18 protein-coding genes are annotated in these 19,903 nt (G+C 32.0%); 5 read left to right on the forward strand and 13 right to left on the reverse strand.

What is annotated here, in order from left to right:
• From RR409_RS14910 to RR409_RS14945, 8 genes are all read right to left on the reverse strand, one after another.
• Positions 1 to 472 (reverse strand): (2Fe-2S)-binding protein (locus RR409_RS14910; protein WP_332558563.1); only part of this gene is annotated, 472 nt, incomplete at its 3' end.
• The gene (locus RR409_RS14915; RefSeq protein ID WP_332558564.1) at positions 465 to 2,597 is read right to left on the reverse strand and encodes a xanthine dehydrogenase family protein molybdopterin-binding subunit; all 2,133 of its coding nucleotides are present in this window, start codon (positions 2,595 to 2,597) and stop codon (positions 465 to 467) included. The genes RR409_RS14915 and RR409_RS14910, both read right to left, overlap by 8 nt.
• 36 nt (positions 2,598 to 2,633) lie before the next feature.
• Positions 2,634 to 3,227 carry a nucleotidyltransferase family protein gene (locus RR409_RS14920; RefSeq protein ID WP_332558565.1) on the reverse strand — a complete coding sequence of 198 codons (594 nt, stop codon included), beginning with the start codon at positions 3,225 to 3,227 and terminating at the stop codon, positions 2,634 to 2,636.
• A 34-nt stretch (positions 3,228 to 3,261) separates the two neighbouring features.
• On the reverse strand, positions 3,262 to 5,568 hold the full coding sequence (locus RR409_RS14925; RefSeq protein ID WP_332558566.1) for a molybdopterin cofactor-binding domain-containing protein: 2,307 nt from the start codon (positions 5,566 to 5,568) through the stop codon (positions 3,262 to 3,264).
• A complete protein-coding gene (locus RR409_RS14930; RefSeq protein WP_332558567.1) occupies positions 5,569 to 6,018 on the reverse strand; it encodes a 2Fe-2S iron-sulfur cluster-binding protein in 450 nt (149 codons plus the stop codon).
• On the reverse strand, positions 6,018 to 6,806 hold the full coding sequence (locus tag RR409_RS14935; protein ID WP_332558568.1) for an FAD binding domain-containing protein: 789 nt from the start codon (positions 6,804 to 6,806) through the stop codon (positions 6,018 to 6,020). The genes RR409_RS14930 and RR409_RS14935 overlap by 1 nt, the downstream gene beginning before the upstream one ends.
• 24 nt (positions 6,807 to 6,830) lie before the next feature.
• Positions 6,831 to 7,910, reverse strand: a complete 1,080-nt coding sequence (locus RR409_RS14940) for a 4Fe-4S binding protein (RefSeq protein ID WP_332558569.1) — start codon at positions 7,908 to 7,910, stop codon at positions 6,831 to 6,833.
• A 48-nt stretch (positions 7,911 to 7,958) separates the two neighbouring features.
• Complete coding sequence (locus RR409_RS14945; protein ID WP_332558570.1) at positions 7,959 to 9,257, reverse strand: amidohydrolase family protein; 1,299 nt, start codon at positions 9,255 to 9,257, stop codon at positions 7,959 to 7,961.
• Between the two features lie 715 nt (positions 9,258 to 9,972).
• Between RR409_RS14945 and RR409_RS14950 the strand changes: the two genes are divergently transcribed.
• The 4 genes from RR409_RS14950 (at position 9,973) to RR409_RS14965 (ending at position 14,349) form a co-directional block, all read left to right on the forward strand.
• Complete coding sequence (locus tag RR409_RS14950) at positions 9,973 to 10,422, forward strand: NAD(P)H-dependent oxidoreductase subunit E (RefSeq protein WP_332558596.1); 450 nt, start codon at positions 9,973 to 9,975, stop codon at positions 10,420 to 10,422.
• A gap of 17 nt (positions 10,423 to 10,439) precedes the next feature.
• Positions 10,440 to 12,335, forward strand: a complete 1,896-nt coding sequence (nuoF, locus tag RR409_RS14955; RefSeq protein ID WP_332558571.1) for an NADH-quinone oxidoreductase subunit NuoF — start codon at positions 10,440 to 10,442, stop codon at positions 12,333 to 12,335.
• A gap of 30 nt (positions 12,336 to 12,365) precedes the next feature.
• A complete protein-coding gene (locus RR409_RS14960) occupies positions 12,366 to 14,102 on the forward strand; it encodes an NADH-dependent [FeFe] hydrogenase, group A6 (protein ID WP_332558572.1) in 1,737 nt (578 codons plus the stop codon).
• Between the two features lie 88 nt (positions 14,103 to 14,190).
• The gene (locus tag RR409_RS14965; protein ID WP_332558597.1) at positions 14,191 to 14,349 is read left to right on the forward strand and encodes a DUF2935 domain-containing protein; all 159 of its coding nucleotides are present in this window, start codon (positions 14,191 to 14,193) and stop codon (positions 14,347 to 14,349) included.
• A gap of 102 nt (positions 14,350 to 14,451) precedes the next feature.
• Here RR409_RS14965 and hydF read toward each other — a convergent pair whose 3' ends face one another.
• The 5 genes from hydF to RR409_RS14990 form a co-directional block, all read right to left on the reverse strand.
• Entirely contained in the window at positions 14,452 to 15,681 is a 1,230-nt protein-coding gene (gene hydF, locus RR409_RS14970) for a [FeFe] hydrogenase H-cluster maturation GTPase HydF (protein WP_332558573.1), read from the reverse strand.
• 19 nt (positions 15,682 to 15,700) lie between these two features.
• Complete coding sequence (hydG, locus tag RR409_RS14975) at positions 15,701 to 17,110, reverse strand: [FeFe] hydrogenase H-cluster radical SAM maturase HydG (RefSeq protein ID WP_332558574.1); 1,410 nt, start codon at positions 17,108 to 17,110, stop codon at positions 15,701 to 15,703.
• A gap of 116 nt (positions 17,111 to 17,226) precedes the next feature.
• Positions 17,227 to 17,472 (reverse strand): TM1266 family iron-only hydrogenase system putative regulator, encoded by a 246-nt coding sequence (locus tag RR409_RS14980; protein WP_332558575.1) that lies wholly within the window; start codon positions 17,470 to 17,472, stop codon positions 17,227 to 17,229.
• A gap of 392 nt (positions 17,473 to 17,864) precedes the next feature.
• Positions 17,865 to 18,464, reverse strand: a complete 600-nt coding sequence (locus RR409_RS14985; RefSeq protein ID WP_332558576.1) for a lysine exporter LysO family protein — start codon at positions 18,462 to 18,464, stop codon at positions 17,865 to 17,867.
• Between the two features lies 1 nt (position 18,465).
• Positions 18,466 to 18,810 (reverse strand): LysO family transporter, encoded by a 345-nt coding sequence (locus RR409_RS14990; protein WP_332558577.1) that lies wholly within the window; start codon positions 18,808 to 18,810, stop codon positions 18,466 to 18,468.
• A gap of 153 nt (positions 18,811 to 18,963) precedes the next feature.
• Here RR409_RS14990 and RR409_RS14995 point away from each other — a divergent pair, with 153 nt between their 5' ends.
• The gene (locus RR409_RS14995; protein ID WP_332558578.1) at positions 18,964 to 19,806 is read left to right on the forward strand and encodes a hypothetical protein; all 843 of its coding nucleotides are present in this window, start codon (positions 18,964 to 18,966) and stop codon (positions 19,804 to 19,806) included.
• The last annotated feature ends 97 nt before the right edge of the window (positions 19,807 to 19,903 follow it).

Genomic DNA, 19,903 nt, shown 5'->3' on the forward strand with positions numbered 1-19,903 from the left:
ACCACAATCCCTCACCTCTTTCAGAAGCTAGTTTAATGGCTTCAACTATCATAGTATAACCAGTACATCTACAAAGATTTCCAGAAATTCCAATTCTAATGTCTAACTCCGTTGGGTGAGGTTTTTTCCTTAGCAATGCTTCAGATGCCATAATCATTCCAGGAGTGCAGAAACCACATTGAACAGACCCAGCATCTTCATATGCTTGTTTAAGAACTTCAAATCTTTTTGTAAATTTAAATCCATCTATTGTTAGTATTGTAGCATCATTTAGTGTACCTACAGGAATTAAACATGAATTTACAAGATCATCGTTAATAATTACAGAACAAGCACCACATTCTCCTTGCCCGCACCCTTCTTTAGACCCTTTTAGGGAGAAGTCATCTCTTAGCACATCAATTAATCTTTTTAGAGGATTGCATTCAATTGTTACCTCATTGTTATTTAAAATAAATGTAATTTCATTCATTTGTCATCACCTCCATTAGGTATTCAGGAGTTACTGGAATATGAGTTATATTTTTACTAGTACCAATGGCATTTTTAACTGCAATGGCATAAGCAACTGGTGCACCAACAAAAGTTAATTCTCCCGCACTCTTAGCTCCAAATGGGCCATTTTCATAAGGATTATTTATTATTGCGCTTTCAACTTTAGGAAAATCTAATGAAGTTGGAATTACATAATCAGTATTTGTTCTTTGAATTAGCCTTCCGTCCTTAATGTTCATCACTTCTATAGATCCATGTCCCAACCCCTGAATTACTCCACCATCTATTTGTCCTCGGATAATCTTTTCATCAATTGCAACACCAACATCAAATACTGTGTATACTCCTAGAACAGTTACTTCATAAGTTAAAGGATTTACTTCAACTTCCACAACATTAACACCCCAAGAATATTCATTATAAGCGTCACCCTCAAATTTGGAATCATCCCAATAAAAACCTTCAGGGAATTTATAGTTTTCTGTTATCTGTTGTTCCATTCCATCAATCCAGTGTCTTTTCAATTTAGCTGAGGCTTGTTGTAACAGCTTTCCTACAATCATAATAGTTCTTGAGGCTACTGTAGGTCCAGAATCTGGAACTCTATCTGTATCAGGGTTTACTAAAATAACCTGATCTGCTGGAATGTTTAATTCCTCAGCCACAATTTTTCGAAGAGTGGTTTGAGTTCCTTGTCCCATTTCAACATTAGAAATAAGTATTTCTACTTTATCATCTTTGTATTTCCTTAACTTTACAACGGCTTTTATATGATCTCTTTCCCCACTTCCAGTGAACCCACCACCATGAAAGAACACAGACATACCAATACCCTTATAAAGCCCATCTTTATATTCTTTATATTTATCACTATAATTAGATAACTCTTCAACTTTCTCTATTAATTCTTTTAGAGGTACATACCCTCTATAAGTTCCTCCAGTAGAAGTTAAGTCCCCTTGTTTTACTAAGTTTGCATTTTTAAATTCTAAAGGTGTTAACCCAAGTTCTCTAGCGACATGTTCCATGTGCATTTCGAGGGCAAAAAAACCTTGAGGCGCACCGAACCCTCTAAAACCTCCACAGGGAACTGTATTTGTTGCAATTGACCTCCCTCTTACTCTTACATTTGGGATGTTATATGCTCCTGTAGCACTAAACATAGCCCTTTGCAAAACAATATTAGTTAAACCGCAGTATGCTCCACCATTTATTTTCACATCATTATCTATACCGATTATTTTATTATTTTTATCAATTAAAATGGTAACTTTTATCTTAGATGGATGCCGTTTTGTAGAGAACTCAATGTCTTCATCTCTATCAAAAATCATCAACACAGTTTTTTTTGTTTTTATTGCAGCAAAGGCAACATGTCCACCAGTTAAAGATGGGTATTCTTCTTTTCCACCAAAAGCTCCACCAGTAGTGCTTTGTATAATTTGAACCTTATCTTTTTCCCATCCAAGAGCTTGCACCACAGCATCTTTCACATAATATGGACATTGAATAGATCCGTATATTGTTACTTTATCATTATTAAAACTTGCTGCAATTCCTTGAGGCTCAAGATATATGTGTTCTTGATAACCAGTTTCATATTCTTTTGAAAATACCTTAGAAGCATTTTTGTATGCATCTTCAATACTACCTTTTTTATAGGTATAATCAGCAAATAAATTATTATCTCCATATATTGGGGTTTTATATTCTGATTCTTCCATTGTAAGTATTGGGTCTAACTCTTCATAATTAATCTTAATCTTTGATAGTATATTAAGTATTTTTGACTTTTCTTTCCCTACCACTAAACCAATAGGTTCTCCAATATAATTCACTACATTTTCAGCAAAAAAAGGCATATCGTAAGAAATAATTTTCACATTATTTTTACCAGGAATATCGTTCTTATCTATAATATAATATTCTTCAGGAAGCTCTGGGTATTCAATAGAAATTATTTTAGCTCTTGCTTTTGTTGACCTTATGGTCTTTGCATAAAGTAAGTCATCAAATTGAATATCACCTAGATACTTTGCCTCTCCTTTAATCTTATCACCAGCATCAAACCTATTAATTGGAGTACTTATACATTTATTCAATTAAAACACCCCCATACTCCTGTATAAAAGTAGAGCCTAAGCTCTGCTTCCATACTTAAAAAAATATTTTTCTTTTACGAATTTATAATCTTCATAGGTATCTATATCATATAAAATACTTTCATCTTTTAAATCTAGGGTCTCAAAACCTATGTGGGAAATCACCTCTCGTAAATTATTAAACTCGCTTCTATTTATTAGTGATTTTATGCAATCATTTTTAAAAAACACAGGATGACCCTTTATACCTTCATAGGAAGGTATAACTATTGACTTTTTGCTTTCATAATTAATTAAAGAATTGTAGATACTACTTCCTACAAGAACATAATCACCTGGGATTAGGAAGAATCTATCAGAAGAAATGGAATTTATACCTAGCCTTACTGAGCTAAACATTCCATCCTCATATCTATCATTTGATACTAAATTCACCTTATTGTAGTTTTTCAATAGATTCTTTATTATATGGAAATTGTATCCTCCAACTACTATAATTTTATCTACTTCATTGTACATATTTTCAATACAAGTCTGTAAAACAGTTTTGTTATTAAACTCCAATGCCATTTTGTAACTTGGTGCCCTAGATGACAATCCGGCCGCTAGAACAATAGCTTCTATACTCAATAGTTACACCTCCTTTTACTTAAATTCTATTAATCTATAATTTTTTTAACTCCATTAAAACCTTTTCAGGTGTTATTGGTAACTCTCGAATTCTTACACCACAAGCATTATAAATGGCGTTGGCTATAGCAGCTGGAGGAGTATCTATACCTATTTCTCCTACAGACTTAGCACCAAATGGACCTGAAGGTTCATAGCTTTCTGCAAATTCAACAGTTAATTTAGTTACATCTTTTCTAGTTGCCACCTTGTAGTGCATTAGGTTATTTGTTAACAGTTTTCCTGATACATTTCGAACTACATTTTCGTATAGTGTCATGCCTATTCCTTGAAGAAGTCCGCCTTCCACTTGTATTCTAGCTAAATTTGGATTAATTGTTGTGCCACAATCAACTAGGGACACATAATCCTTTACTTCCACTTTCCCAGTTTCAGTGTCAACTTCTACTTCAGCAAAGGCTCCCATAAATGGTGCTGGTGACTGTTCTCCACAGTAAGATTCACAAGCAACCAATTGTTTTTGATTATTGTTGTAATACAACTCTGTAGAAAGATCCTTTAAAGTTACTTCCATTTTTTCATCAACGGTCCTAAAAAATTCCCCATCAAAGTCAACGTTTTCCTCAGAAACACCAAATTTAAGAGCTGCTTCTTTAATAAGCATTTCTTTCATCTTATATGCCGTTCTCCTTACTGCATTTCCGGATACAAAGGTTGTACTTGAAGCATACGCTCCCGTATCAAATGGAGTTAAATCCGTGTCTGATGAATAAACTACTATATCACTAGTTGAAACTCCTAATCCTTCTGCCGCTATTTGCGCAAGAATTGTATCACTTCCAGTACCTAAATCAGTAGCACCAATTAACAAATTAAAGAAACCACCATCGTTAAGTTTTAAAATTGCTGAAGCCATATCTATTTTAGGAATACCAGAGCCTTGCATAGCTATTGCCATGCCGTATCCTCTAACTTTTCCATTTTCCATGATTTTTCTAGGATAATTTTCTTTCCAATTTATAAGCTGGGATCCTCTGTCAACACAATAAGCTAGCTTACAATTTTCTAGAACCATATCCACCCCTTCTCCACCTTCACCCATAATTTTGAATACTGGGGAAGTTTCACCTTCAGTTATCATGTTCATTTTTCTTATCTCAAGTGGGTCCATATTTAGTTTATGTGAAAGCTCGTCTATAATAGATTCTAATGCAAAATTTCCTTGAATAGCACCATATCCTCTAAAAGCACCAGCAGGGGTTTGGTTTGTATAAACCACCTTACCACCGAATCTTACTGCATCTACTTTATTATATAACGGTAGGGTTTTTGATCCACCTACCATAAATACTGTTAAGGCATGTTCTCCATAGGCACCTGTATCAGAAAGCACCTTAACATCTAAACCTTTAATATTTCCATTTTTGTTCGCTGCCACTCTTACATCGAATCTCATAGGATGTCTATTATATGAGGCGTCAAAAACTTCTGTTCTTGAGTAAATGAGCTTACTTGGTTTGCCTGTTTTAAGTGTTACAGCAGCAACAAGCATCTCTCCATGAATAGCTTGCTTTCCACCATAACCTCCACCAATTCTAGGTTTCATAACACGAATTTTATTAAGAGGAATTCCGAGGGCAGTACCTACAATTCTTCTAGCATGAACAGGATTTTGTGTTGAAGATATTATATTGACCCTACCATGCATGTCTAGATAAGCTGCAGAAGAGTGAGTTTCCATAGTAACATGAGCTTGTGCTTGAGTGTAATAAGTTCCACTTAAGACTACTTCAGCATTTTTAAACGTTTCATCTATATCACCAACACACATACTATATGCTGCTGCAATGTTTCTTTTTGGTTCAAAGCCAATGTCAAACATAGAATGACACTCGGGTTCATCATGAATTATTGAACTATTTCCTTCTGCTTTTTCAAAATCAAGGACGGGTTCAAATACTTTATATTGAACCTTAATTAAACTTAAGGCATCTTCAGCAATTTTTTCATTTATTGCAGCAACAACCGCTACTTCATCTCCAACATATCTCACAAATTTATCTAAAATGAACTTATCATGTGGTGAAGGCTCTGGATAACCCTGACCTGCTCTTGTTACAGCATTTCTTGGTACATCCTTATATGTTAAAATTGTTTCAACCCCATATAGTTTTATTGCTTCTTCTGTATCAATGTCCATAATTTCTGCAAATGCATGAGGGCTCCTCAATACTTTGCAAATCAGAGAATTTTGTGGAGCAAGGTCATTTGTATATACAGGCTTCCCTTTCAGTAAACCCATACTTTCAATCTTTGGAATAGATTTCTTAACCTCTTTCATTTATTCCACCCCCAGATATTTTTTTATAGCGCGAGTATGTCCTACATATCCTGAACATCTGCATAAATTTCCTACCAAATAATGACGTATATCATCTAGGTTTGGATTTTTTAATTCTCTCTTCATTGCTAGTATCGTTAGCACAAAACTTGGTGAACAATATCCACATTGTTCAACCCCTTCTGCAGCTAAAAACTTTCCTATTTCTTCAGCTTCGGCTTGTACTCCTTCAATTGTAGTAATTTCATGACCATCTGCCCTAACAGAAAGCCATGCACATGAAGGTATTGGTTTCCCATCTAATAACACAGTACATGCTCCACATGAACCTGTATCACAACCTCTTTTTACACTTAAAAACCCATTAGTCCTTAGAGTCTCTAGTAAGAAATCTTCAGGTTCTACTTGTACATTTTTATTTATACCATTAATAATCAAATTAACAATCATTACAATACCTCCATAAGTGCTCTTTTAACCAAAACTTTAGCAACTTCTTTTCTGTAAGCTTCAGAAGCTCTTAGATTACTACTAAGTTTTAATTCTTCTACCAATGAGTTACATAAATTATCTATATTTTCTTTAGGATTTTGTGAACTATTAATTATATTCATAGATTTGTAAGCCATAGTTGCAACTCCTGGCCTTGAGCCCACAACAATTTTAAAACTATCAACGTTTTTTGAAACAGCTACATTTAATATAGAAAAATCTGTTGCTGTATTTCTTAGATCCTTGAAGGATGCCTTTGTAATACCTTTATTTATCTTTATTTTAGTAATAATATCTCTAGGAGTTTGAGATGAAGACAAGAATTCTTCTAGACTTACTTCTCCTTTTTTAAATAGCTCTACTGTAGTATCTAATGCTAATAGCGCAGTTAAAAAATCAGAGAATCCATATCTTCCGCCAACTGTACCTCCTACTGTAGCCACATTTCGCAGCTGTACTCCCATTATTACAGAGGCTGCTTTATTAACAATACCATCAAAATAATTCTTTAAAATCTCAGAGGTTTCAACTTCTCTTAAAGTTGTCATAGCCCCTATTTCAATAAATTTATCATATTCAATAATATAATTTAGGTTTAGTCCATACAAATCTATTGCTTTATCAATCTTTCTATTTCCAAGCTTTAAATATGCACCCCCACCTAAAACTACATTATTTCCTTCAGATATTAATTCATTATAGGCTTCTTCTATTGATTTTGGCCTTAAGTAATTATTAATTCTCAACACATATCCCCCCAAACTTGTTAATTATAAAACTCCACTTATAGCATGAACCGGACAACGACTTTCACACAATCCACATCCAAAGCATTCTTCCTTATGGACACAAGCAATTTTTTCCACCTTCATTGCAAAATATGGACAAACTTTTTCACAAAGTTTGCACCCAGTACATCTATTTTCTTCTATAATTGGATAAGTAGGATCAAATTTAACTTCATTAGTTAAATTTGTGTTTTTTACTTCTTCAATTGAATTAAAATTATACTTTTTTAGTGCTTTTGGTAAATCATTTACTATTTTTTCATATAAATCTTTTCCTCTTATCATTGCTGAAGATAACATTTGAACAGCATCAGCTCCAGCAAGCATAAACTCTATTACATCATCAGCACTTGAAATGCCTCCTACACCAATAATTGTAATGTCAGGAAAAGCTTCTCTAATCATAGCCACTATAGCAAGAGCAACTGGTTTTATGTTAGGTCCAGATGTCCAAACCTGACCTTTATCATTTCCTACTAATATTTTTCTTTTCATTAGGTCTATTAGCATACTTGGGCCAAGAGAATTTACAGCAACTATTCCATTTGCACCATTATCTAATGCCATCTTAACGAAGCCAATTGGATCTGGCATATGTGGACTCATTTTCATAAAGATGGGTTTATCCGTGAATTTTCTTATGGTAGCTACTGTTTGTCCTATAACTGTCAAGTCCTTACCTACATAGTGAGTAGATATTTCAAATGCATCAGCAAAGGGATGAAGTTTGGGAATTAAAAACTCCATATCTTCTTTTGTATATCCAGCACTAATGATCAAAGGCACGTTTAAGCACTTTTTTAAATTTGGTAATATTTCCTCAATCCACTTATGGCTTGGAAACTCAGACCACAATTCTGCATTCATGATTTTGTTGTTATCACCATATATACAAGGTCTTGGCACTACTGCAGCATTTACTGATATGGTTTTGGTAACCATAGCTCCTAATCCGAAGCCTTGTAATGCAAGCATCTTCCTTTCATCTCCAACTAATGGTCCTGATGCTGGCATCAATGGATTTTTCAATTCTATTCCACATATAGATGTACTAAGATTCATAATATCCCCCTCAAAAAAATAAGTCTTTTTATAGAAATGTATAAATTCTCATCTTAATTTATTCCATATTTTTGAAGATGCATGAATACTTTTTTCAAACACATCATTAGATGGAAGTGATATTTTATAGTTCTTCATTAATTCTTTACCTCCGCAATAAACGTCTTTTGGTGTGAAATTATCAAACAATCCAAAAAACACATGACTAAAAATGTTATCACCATCTAAATTAGTAGGAGGTTTATATGGAACGATAATTAAATCTGACACGTAATTTTCTTGAATTCTACCAATTTTCACATTTAACTGTTTAGACACATAACTATAAGTATTGTTGATTAAAACTAGTAAATCATCTAGACTAAAAGCTAATGGGTCTTTATATTTATTCTTCATAGAATAGGTAAGATTTAAATATTCTCTTGTAATATTCGCCCCTAACCCATCATTTCCGATAATGCACGGTACGTTGTATCTTTTTAATAGTCTATAATTAGGTAATCCAACAGCATTGTTCATATTTGAGGTTGGGTTTAAAGCAACATATACATTAGATTCTTTTAATACACTAGCTTCATTCTCATTGATGTGTACACAATGAGCAAGGATTGAATCTTCAGTGAGCAACTTATAGTCATGTAATCTTTCAACCACAGTTTTATCATAATTAACAATGGAATCTGCTTCATCTTCCATACTTTCTGCTACATGCATGTGAATAGGTAATTTTCCTTTGGAATAGGAAATCTTATCTAATGTATTATCTGAAAGGGTCATTGATGCATGCATTCCAAATAATCCACAATAATTTTCCCTTCTAGCTTGTGAAAATTGTATATTTTCATCAATACATTCATCCACATTAAACCTATCGCTAGTTTCAAAACAAAAAATCCCTCTCATGCCTAAATCATCACATATGGCGGTCTTAAGTTCGGTTAATGTTCCTAATATTTCTCCTCCACTTGCATGGTGATCAATCAAAGTAGTAACTCCACTTTTAATGCTGTCTAACCCGTACACAACTCCACTTATATAACAATCAGGTCTTTCTAAAACACTATCTAGTTTCCACCACAATTGTTCTAAAATCTGCTTAAAAGATTTTGGGTTGAAAGCAAGGTTCATCCCTCGAGAGAGAGTTGAATATATGTGAGTATGTCCATTAATTAATCCTGGCATCACTATTGAATCACTAGCATCAATTATAGTATCAAATGCAGTTTTGTCTAAAGTGTCAAAATTACTCATAGGTCCAACTTCTTTAATCACATCATTAAAAATAATATATATATCTTTGTTGAAATTTTTAAAGTCATAACTTGTGGCATTAATAATAGCCTTCATAATTTCCTCCTTATTAATAAAGCCCTTTAAAATCATAAATTATTTTCAATGGGCAAATCACATCTATAAAAAGTAATAATTTAAGTAATTTTTCTCAAAATAATAAAAATTATTATTTAAATGCGCATGTTGTATCATAAATGCTTAATTTGAAATAAGACATAAATGGAATTGTTCATAGCGTATAAAAGATAGATATGGAAAAATATAATAACCTAATTTTACCATATTATTACATTAATGTGAAGTAAATACATATACGTTAAAAATTAAATATTTTTATAAATGAATTTTACGTTTAAGAAAAATTCATATTAAAAAAACATGTTTAATATTTCCTTAGAATTAATATCAGAAAAATATTTTTTGTTCGATTTTCCATATATGGATGATTATTAGTTGAATTTCCATAATTTTATTGCTTTAATGTGATAAAATTATATCGTATTATGAATAAAAAATTTCATTTATAATATATATGACAATAGGAATTATTTTTTTAACATAAAATTTACAAAAAAAATGTCTAAAAATAGCTAAATACATAAATTTGATACTATACAATCTGCAAGAAAAGTATTATACTATATCTGACATTGTTAAATAATTTTCAAAGTATAAAATTTTTTTATTTTGAAATTCCAAAAAATATATAATATTTTTTTAAATTAAAGGGGGCAATTTTTAAGTGTGCTGTAATAATGATAAAAATCAAATGTATAAGGACTTAGAATCATTTATTAATAATCTTCCGTCAAAAGAAGGTGCACTAATCGAAGTATTGCATAAGGCTCAACATATCTTTGGATATCTTCCATCTGAAGTACAAGCCTTCGTGGCTGAAAAATTAAATCTTCCTCTATCCAATGTTTATGGCGTGGTTACATTTTATTCCTTCTTCACTACTGAACCTAGAGGGAAATATGTGGTAAACGTTTGCATGGGAACAGCTTGCTTTGTTAGAGGTGCTGGAGATGTCCTTAAAGAATTCGAAAAACAACTTAATATTAAATCTGGGGAAACTTCTTCAGATATGAAATTTACTGTAGGTTCCCTAAGATGTGTTGGAGCATGTGGATTAGCACCAGTTGTAACAGTAAATGATAAAGTTTATGGACATGTCTCTACTGACCAAGTTTCAAAAATAATAGGAGAATACATGTAACTGAGGGGGTAAAAATTTTGAATAAAATTAATTCTTTTAACGAGTTAAAGCAACTTCACAAAGAGCATAAATCTTTACTAGATATTAGAAAATCTACTGGTTTAGATAAATTTCAACCTAAAGAGAATAGCCACAAAAGAGAAATTTTAATTTGTGGTGGTACTGGATGTAAATCTGCTCAAAGTGACTTAATTATGTCTAATCTAGAAAATGAATTGAAAGCTGTTGGTTTAGAAAATGAAGTATTTGTTTCAATAACAGGATGTTTTGGATTTTGTGAAAAAGGTCCAATAATTAAAGTAACTCCCGATGATGTATTTTATGTTCATGTTACTCCTGAGGATGCTCATGACATAGTAACAGATCATATTGTAAATGGTAATACAATTGAAAGATTGTTATATGAGGAACCAACAATAAAAGAAAAGGTTAAAACTCAAGATGAAATGACCTTTTATAAAAAACAAGTAAGAATTGCTTTAAGAAATTGTGGACTAATTAACCCAGAAGATATCAATGAGTACATTGCTGAAGAAGGCTATATAGCTCTTGGTAAATGTTTGAATGAATATACTCAAGATGATGTTATCAATATTATGATAGAATCTGGACTAAGAGGCCGAGGTGGCGGTGGCTTCCCTACCGGAAAGAAATGGCAGTTTGCTAAAGCATATGATGCAGATCAAAAATATATTATTTGTAATGCTGATGAAGGTGACCCAGGTGCATTTATGGATCGTTCAATACTTGAAGGCGACCCACATAGTGTTATTGAAGCAATGGCAATTGCTGGGTACTGTATTGGTGCCACAATTGGTTGTGTATATATTAGAGCTGAGTATCCACTAGCAATTAATAGATTAAGAATTGCAATCGAACAAGCTAGGAAATTGGGCTTACTTGGCAAAAACATAATGGGAACAAATTTCGATTTCGATATTCAAATTAAATATGGAGCAGGAGCCTTTGTATGTGGAGAAGAAACTGCTCTTATTCACTCTATAGAAGGACAACGTGGAGAACCAACAAATAAACCTCCATTCCCTGCTGAATCAGGATTATGGAATAAACCTACCTCTGTAAACAATGTTGAAACCTTTGCTAACATACCTGCAATTATAAATAAGGGAGCTAAATGGTATAGTTCAATTGGTACTGCAACATCAAAAGGCACAAAAGTTTTCGCCTTAGCGGGAAAAATTAATAATGTTGGACTAGTAGAAGTTCCTATGGGAACTACCTTAAGAGAGATTATTTATGAAATCGGTGGTGGAATCAAAAACGGTCGTGAATTTAAGGCTGTTCAAACAGGTGGACCGTCAGGTGGATGTATACCTAAGGAACATCTAGATATACCTATTGATTATGAATCATTAAATTCTATAGGCTCTATGATGGGTTCTGGTGGAATGATTGTTATGGATGAAGATAACTGTATGGTTGACATCGCAAAATTTTACTTAGAATTCACAAAAGAAGAATCATGTGGAAAGTGTACTCCATGCAGGGTTGGAAATACTCGTCTTCTTGAAATATTAGATAAGATTAGTAAAGGAAAAGGAACTGAAGAAGATTTAGATAAACTTCAGTCTTTATCACAAGCCATCAAAGATACATCTTTATGTGGACTTGGTCAAACCGCTCCAAACCCTATTTTAAGTACAATGAAATACTTCCGTAATGAATATGAAGCACATGTTATAGATAAAACATGCCCAGCTGGGGTATGTAAAGACTTAATGAAGTATGTTGTTTCAGATAGATGCATAGGTTGTACGAAGTGTGCTAGACAATGTCCTGTTAGTTGCATCAGTGGAAAAGTTAAAACTAAGCATGTGATTGATCAAGATAAATGTATTAAGTGTGGAGCTTGTCAATCCTGCTGCCCTGTAGATGCAATAGATTTAATTTAATCAAAAAAAGTTATGAAAGAGGTGTCAACATTGAGTTTAGTTACACTTAAAATAAATGATAAAGAAGTTCAAGTTGAGCAAGGTAAAACTATTTTAGATGCTGCAAAAACCCTAAATATTAAAATACCTACACTTTGCTATTTGAATCTCCATGATAAAAAAACAGAAAACAAGCCTGGTTCATGTAGAGTATGTGTTGTTGAAGTAGAAGGAAGAAGAAATTTAGCTCCTGCATGCTGCACTCCTGTAACTCCAGGTATGGTTATAAAAACTAGTTCTCCAAAGGCTTTAAGTGCAAGAAAAACAATTTTAGAATTATTACTTTCAGATCATCCAAATGAATGTTTAACTTGTGCAAAAAGTATGAATTGCGAATTACAACAACTAGCTGCGGAATACGGAATAAGAAATATAGAATTTAGTGGTGATAAATCTATATGCCAAAAGGAATCTAATAACTACTCTATTGCTAGAGATACATCAAAATGTATCCTTTGTAGAAGATGTGAAACTGTTTGTAATGAGGTTCAAAAGGTTGGTGCAATTTCATCAATCAACAGAGGTTTCAATACAACTATAGCTCCTGCTTTTGGTGCAGACCTTAAAGATACTAAATGTACTTTCTGTGGACAATGTGTAGCTGTATGTCCTACTGGAGCTCTTGTTGAAAAAGACAATACCTCTAAAGTATGGAGAAACTTAGCTGATAATGATAAAATAGTTATTGTTCAAACTGCACCTGCAGTACGTACTGCTTTAGGTGAAGAGTTTGGTGTTGAACCAGGTACATCTGTAACTGGTAAAATGGCTGCAGCTTTGAGAAGCCTAGGTTTCGATAAAGTCTTTGATACAGATTTTGCAGCAGATTTAACAATTTTAGAAGAAGCAACTGAATTTTTAGGTAGAGTTCAAGAAGGTAAAAATCTTCCGATGATAACAAGCTGTTGTCCAGGCTGGATAACATTTATTGAAAAACATTATCATGATTTACTACACTTACCTTCCACTTGTAAGTCACCTCAACAAATGTGGGGATCGGTTGCAAAATCATATTTTGCAGAAAAAATGAATATTAAACCTGAAAATCTAGTTGTTGTTTCAGTAATGCCTTGTATAGCTAAAAAGTCTGAAGCAGCAAGAGAAGAATTTACTCTTGAAAGTGGAGTAAAAGATGTTGATATAGTTATTAGTACAAGAGAACTTGCAAGAATGATTAAGGAAGCAGGAATAGATTTTAACTCACTACAAGACGAAAGTTTTGATAATCCAATGGGAGAATCAACAGGTGCAGGGGTAATATTTGGAACTAGTGGTGGAGTAATGGAAGCTGCATTACGTACTGCTTATGAATGGATTACCGAAAGCACTCTAGATAAAGTTGATTTTGAAGGAATTAGAGGATTAACTGGTGTTAAAGAAGCAAAGGTTAACATAAATGGCAATGACATAAAAGTAGCTATAGTTAGTGGACTTGGTAACGCTAAAGCACTTTTAGAAGATATTAGAACTGGTAAAGCAGACTATCACTTCATTGAAGTAATGGCTTGTCCAGGAGGATGTATTAATGGTGGTGGTCAGCCATATTCCAATAATAGATTAGATATTATTGAAGGTAGAATGCAAGTTCTTTATAATGAAGATAAAGGAAAATCAATAAGAAAATCACATGAAAATCCTGAGGTTAAAAAATTATATGAAGAATACCTTGGAAAACCAAACAGTCATAAAGCTCATGAGCTACTTCATACACATTATATTAAAAGATAATGACTAAATAAAGTTTTGTAACCCTACAATGAAAATTGTAGGGTTATTCTAATTCAAACCTTTTTTATTAACCATTTCAGAAAAAGAAATCCTTAGTGTATTAGTATTAATGCCATTAATGCTAGACCATATGTACAGAGAAGCGTGCTACTATCTTACCAAACTTGCACTGGTGAGCAATATTGAGTGTTCCAACTGTAAACCGGATGCACCAAGGGAAATTACGTATATTTCTTTAGTTTTGTAAGTATACTTTGATATAAAAATTAAAGCAACAATTTGCAATTAGGTAAAATAGTAGTAAAAACTACAGCACTTAAAACAAACTTAAGTACTGTAGTTTTTTAATTTAATTTTTAAATTTAAAAGGTTCTACTACCCTATCAAGGATACCATTTATTTCAGCAATTGCAATACCAAAATTTGTTATGGGAACCTTAACTTCTTTACAAATGTCAATTCTAGATAACATTTGGGCTCTATTAAACATACAAGAACCACAGTGGATTACTAATTTGTATTCTCTCAAATTTTCAGGAAAATCTTTACCCGAATAATTATCTATTATGATGCTTCCAACTATAGATTTTAACCATGTGGGCAGCTTTTCCCTTGCTATATCCCCTTTTAATTGATGATGTGTGCAGGCTTCAGCTATAAGTATCTTATCGCCTTCCTTAAGAGAAGATATTACCTTAGCTCCTTTGATAAATTCATTTAAATCTCCTTTTGAACGTGCCATTATAATAGAAAAAGACGTTAATGGAACACATTCATATACTTTAGAATTTACAACTTTAAAAATTTGAGAATCAGTTATTACTAAATCTGGTTTATTATTTAGAAGTTCCAGTCCATTCCCTAAATTATCTAAAGTCACTGTGACGGGAATAGCTTTATTATCTAATAAATCTCTTATCACTTGTACTTGAGGTAGTATAAGTCTTCCCTTTGGCGCTTGGATATCTTGGGGAGCAACCAATAAGACTTTATCCCCTGGACTTATGATATCTCCAATTAATGTAGTACTTTCAAAATCTGTTGGAGCTAATTTTACAATAGTGGATTTTAATTCATCTACATGGATGTTTTTATCTGCACTAATTGATATAAATGGTATGTTAAATTTTATTCTTAATTTCTCTAAAGCTTCATCAATAAAATTTCTTTCTACTATTAGATCAACTTTGTTAAGCACTCCTATTATAGGAATTGACTTTTTCTTAAGGTTTTCACACCATTGCATCTCTAACCTGATATTTTCATTATCATCTCGAAAGTCTTCTACGGAAAAAATTATCAAAGCAAGATCAGTTTTATTTATTACTTCTTTTGTTCTTTCGACCCTCAAGTTTCCAATTTCTCCAACATCATCTATACCAGCAGTATCAATAAATACTACTGGCCCAATAGGAAGAAGCTCCATGGCTTTATAAACTGGATCAGTTGTAGTACCTTTTACATTAGATACAAGTGCTATATTCTGATTCGTTATAGCATTTATGACACTTGACTTCCCAGCATTCCTTCTACCATAAATGCCAATATGCAATCTATTTGATCTAGGTGTTTCTATCATAATATCTCCTCTACTTACATTAGAATCGTAGATCTCTCTCTCCGGCTTCAATTTTTTTTAGCTTTTCAATAGTAGCTTCTCTTCCTTTAATATTAGGAATATCTAATAAAGAACTTTCAATCAACTGATCCCCTAACTCTTTAGTCCTATCAGTGCCATAATCCAACATAAATTCCTTTAATGTTAATAGTGCATTTCCTTGACAAACATTGTGAATTTGCCCACTTTTAGCAAGGGCCATAAATCTATCTCCAGTTCTACCCTCTCTATAACAAGCAGTACAATAACTAGGTATATAGCCACTTTCGATTAAACTTTCTACCATTTCTATTGGGGAACGATGATCAGCAACTTCAAATTGAGGCTTCTCTTCTACATCTCGCTGACTTTCTGCATAACCACCCACTCCTGTGCATGAACCAGTACTAACTTGGGATATGCCAAGTTTTAAGATTTCATCTCTCAACTTTGGTTCTTCTCTTGTAGATAAGATCATACCTGCATAAGGAACTGCTAATCTTAATACAGCTACAATTTTTTTGAAGTTATCATCTCCAACTAAATATGGATAATCTTTTAAACTTACATTTTCCGCTTCTCTTAATCTTGGGACAGATATAGTATGAGGTCCTACACCTGTTGTTTTTTCTAAATCTTCAGCATGTAGCAGCATTGCAATAGTCTCATATTTATAGTCATAAAGTCCGTATAATACACCAATTCCTACATCATCTATACCTGCTTCACGTGCTCTATGCATAGCAGTAGTATGGAAATTATAGTTATGCTTTGGACCACTTGGATGCATTTTTTCATAGGTTTCTTTATGATAGGTCTCTTGAAATAATATATATGTTCCTATATCAGCTTCCTTGAGCTTTTTATATTCTTCCACCGTAGTAGCCGCAATATTAACATTTATTCTTCTAATAGCACCATTATCGAATTTTAAAGAGTAAATTGTTTTAATGCAATCTAATATGTATTCTAGAGGTGTATTAACAGGATCTTCTCCAACTTCTAAAGCAATTCTTTTATGACCCAGACTCTCTAAAACCTTAACTTCCTCTTTTAACTCTTCCATATTTAATTTTCTTCTTTTTAAGCTTTCATTACAGTGTTTATAGCCACAGTAAACACAGTTATTCACACAATAATTGCTCACATATAAAGGTGCAAACATAACTATACGTTTTCCGTAAATCGTTTCTTTTACTTGCCTTGCAACTTTAAACATTTCTTCAAGCATTTCATCATCATTCACAGATAACAATATTGCTGCTTCTTTATGAGAAAGCCCCGTAGCATTTCTAGCTTTCTCCAATATATCTCTAACTATCTTCTCATTCTTAGAAAGCTCTAAACTTTCTGAAATAACTTTGTTTATTTCATTTTCAACTATGAAATCCTCTGCTTTGTATTTATTCATTATACAATCACCACTTACTTTCATATTTATTAGAACACTCTTATTTATTGACAATGCATAGCTTAAAAAATAAATTTACAATTTTAGCTTCTCAAATATTTAATTACAAATTTTCATTATGCCTTTGTTATAGCTGCCTTTACAGATACACCTTTTAACTTTCCCATTCTTCCAGTCATTGCTGATATTTCATCCATGATTCCATCTACAATTACTGATATAACACTTAATCCCCTATCTCTATATGGAATTCCAATTCTTCCCACTATCATTGAATTAAACTCATGTAAAATATCATTTACATCTTTTGCTTTTTCTATATCTTCAATAATAATACCTATTACAGCAATTCTTTTCTCCAAGATTTAGCACCACCATACAAAAAAGTTAAACCAACACAAAAAGTGTTGGTTGAAATTGTTAATAAATTATCTATTTCACCACCCTTTTGTTTAGAATCTCTTCACAATTAGGTCATATTATGTTTTATACCTCCTACTGTAAGAAGCTCTCACAGTCAAGGTTATATTTTAATTATATAAATATTCTGAACGAGAGTAAATACATTTTATTCGACAAATTTAAAAAAAGTATATGCCAAGGCATATACTTTTCACTATTCAGTGTTAAAACATTGTCAAATATATTGTATGTATAATTAAAAATTAGCACTATATTAATCTTTATTACAAATAAATATCTTATATTTATACTCTCTTATTAAGTTAAAAATTTAAGTGTTATAGTAGATAAACTATTTTATATTATAAAAGAATGTAACTAGAACGGGTACCAATGAACTCATAATAACACCGTTTATAAATGAAATAACTACTATCTCTGGATTAGTAGCTTTCGCCACCAAAGGAAGAGTTGTGTCCATGGAGGTGGCTCCAGCAGGAGCTATGGCTGTATAATAATTCATTTTTTTTGCTAAAAAAGGTATTAAAATTACTGCGAATACTTCCCTAAAAACATTTGTTAAAAATGCTATAGCTCCCAAAGCCTCTCCACCTAACTCTTTTAGCATAACACCAGATAGACTATACCAACCAAATCCCGAAGCAATGGCCAAACTTTCATTTATGGCCATATTAAAAATTAATCCTGTAATAAATCCTCCAATTAAACTACCCATTATACCACCAATAGGAACTAAAAGAATTTTAAATCCTAAAGATCTAAGATCTTTTAAAATATCTTTATTAGATCCAACATCTATGCCTACAAAGAATATCAATGCATATAGAGAAAGCGAAGCCACAGTATCTAAGTTAGCTATGATTCCTTCAGGAAATATAAAGAAACCGCAACCTATTCCTAAAATAATTGCACTTAAAATTATTGAAGTCATCTTACATATCCTCCATTATCTCTTTAGAACAAAGATTTTTTTCTTTGATGCTATTCTCTTCATTACAAATTACTATTTTAGAATTTTTAAGAAATTTATTGCTTAGTAAAAACACTAAAACTATACTTCCTAAAATAGTAAAAGCAGCGTAACTAAAAGCTTTTATACCAATTTTAGCAAGATTAGCTATAATATTTTCATTGGCGCCTATAGATGCTCCCATAGAAAATAACAAGAATACCACACCAAGTTGCTGAAGTTTTCCGTTCAATGCCTTTTGTTTTTTATTTAGTTTTATAAAATATCCCACAATGATTCCCAAAATTAATGCTATTATAATTTCCAAGTAATCCCCTCCAGAAAAATTTACATGTTTATTATAACATTGTCATAGGTTTTTGTCATATATAGTATTTTAATGACTATAACTCAATAATAAATTCTAAAAATTAGTTCACTTTAATATATTATTATATACTTCTATAAATGGGAGGCTTCTATGAATGAATTCTTTGTGCCACTTTATGTTAACGATGAAATTATATTAAGCATGTTTAAAATTGCTATTGAAAGATTTATCGAAGTTGAAAAAATTACAAATAAGCAAGAAGTTATAATTAACTCAAATGTTCCCCTTTGTGAATTAACCTGTGGTAAAATTCTTCAAGGAAATGCATCTGTACAATTACTACAGGGATACACCAGAAGAACAATTCAAGAAATCGAAAAGTCTACTATAACTACATATATTAGACTTGTAGATATATTAAACAACAACAAATTTTTAAAACAAGTGAAGAATAAAAATGATTTAGAGTTTCTTCAAGATGGAGATATTGTTGAATTGAAATGTAAAATGAAAATGAATTCTAAACTTAAAAAGATACAACACGTAATTGATATTTTAGAAATAGAAAGTGCCTTAGATGATTTTAATTTAGAGAATACTAGGGATAGCAAAAGCAACAATAAAGCAATTTTGAACTGGTTCAAAAGCACTTTACAATCAGTGAAAGAATCCAAATGCACAAAGTATATTACAGAACCATTATTTAATACAGAGATGCGAGGAATCATACCGATTCAAAATAATCATTCTTTAATGGAGCTAGATTGTAACTATCACACTAACTTTACTATAATTGGCAAAGTTAGTTCTATAGAAAAGGGAGAGAATAAACTTACACCACCAATAAATACTGAAAGTTGCTTTGATTTTATAAATGATAAACTTTCTTCACTTATTGGCAATGAGCTATTAGATAAATTAAATTTAGATGAATTAAATGAGGAAGATTTCACTAAATATGTTGAGATAATTCCCGTTATGATATATGTATAAGTTAACTTTAAATAATAATACATGGAATAATCCCACAATAAAAGATTTTATCAGAGCATAGTTTTTGTTCAAATTCACTAGTATAATTTTAAGTTTT

Origin of the sequence: Clostridium sp. (assembly GCF_036642255.1) — a bacterium.
Classification (GTDB): domain Bacteria; phylum Bacillota; class Clostridia; order Clostridiales; family Clostridiaceae; genus Clostridium_J.

Coding starts and splice junctions, on each gene's coding strand:
- RR409_RS14925 (WP_332558566.1), bottom strand. CDS start 5,568: ATGAAAGAGGTTAAGAAATCTATTCCAAAGATTGAAAGTATGGGTTTA.
- RR409_RS14930 (WP_332558567.1), bottom strand. CDS start 6,018: ATGATTGTTAATTTGATTATTAATGGTATAAATAAAAATGTACAAGTA.
- RR409_RS14940 (WP_332558569.1), bottom strand. CDS start 7,910: ATGAATCTTAGTACATCTATATGTGGAATAGAATTGAAAAATCCATTG.
- RR409_RS14945 (WP_332558570.1), bottom strand. CDS start 9,257: ATGAAGGCTATTATTAATGCCACAAGTTATGACTTTAAAAATTTCAAC.
- RR409_RS14950 (WP_332558596.1), top strand. CDS start 9,973: ATGTATAAGGACTTAGAATCATTTATTAATAATCTTCCGTCAAAAGAA.
- hydF (WP_332558573.1), bottom strand. CDS start 15,681: ATGATAGAAACACCTAGATCAAATAGATTGCATATTGGCATTTATGGT.
- hydG (WP_332558574.1), bottom strand. CDS start 17,110: ATGAATAAATACAAAGCAGAGGATTTCATAGTTGAAAATGAAATAAAC.
- RR409_RS14985 (WP_332558576.1), bottom strand. CDS start 18,464: ATGACTTCAATAATTTTAAGTGCAATTATTTTAGGAATAGGTTGCGGT.
- RR409_RS14995 (WP_332558578.1), top strand. CDS start 18,964: ATGAATGAATTCTTTGTGCCACTTTATGTTAACGATGAAATTATATTA.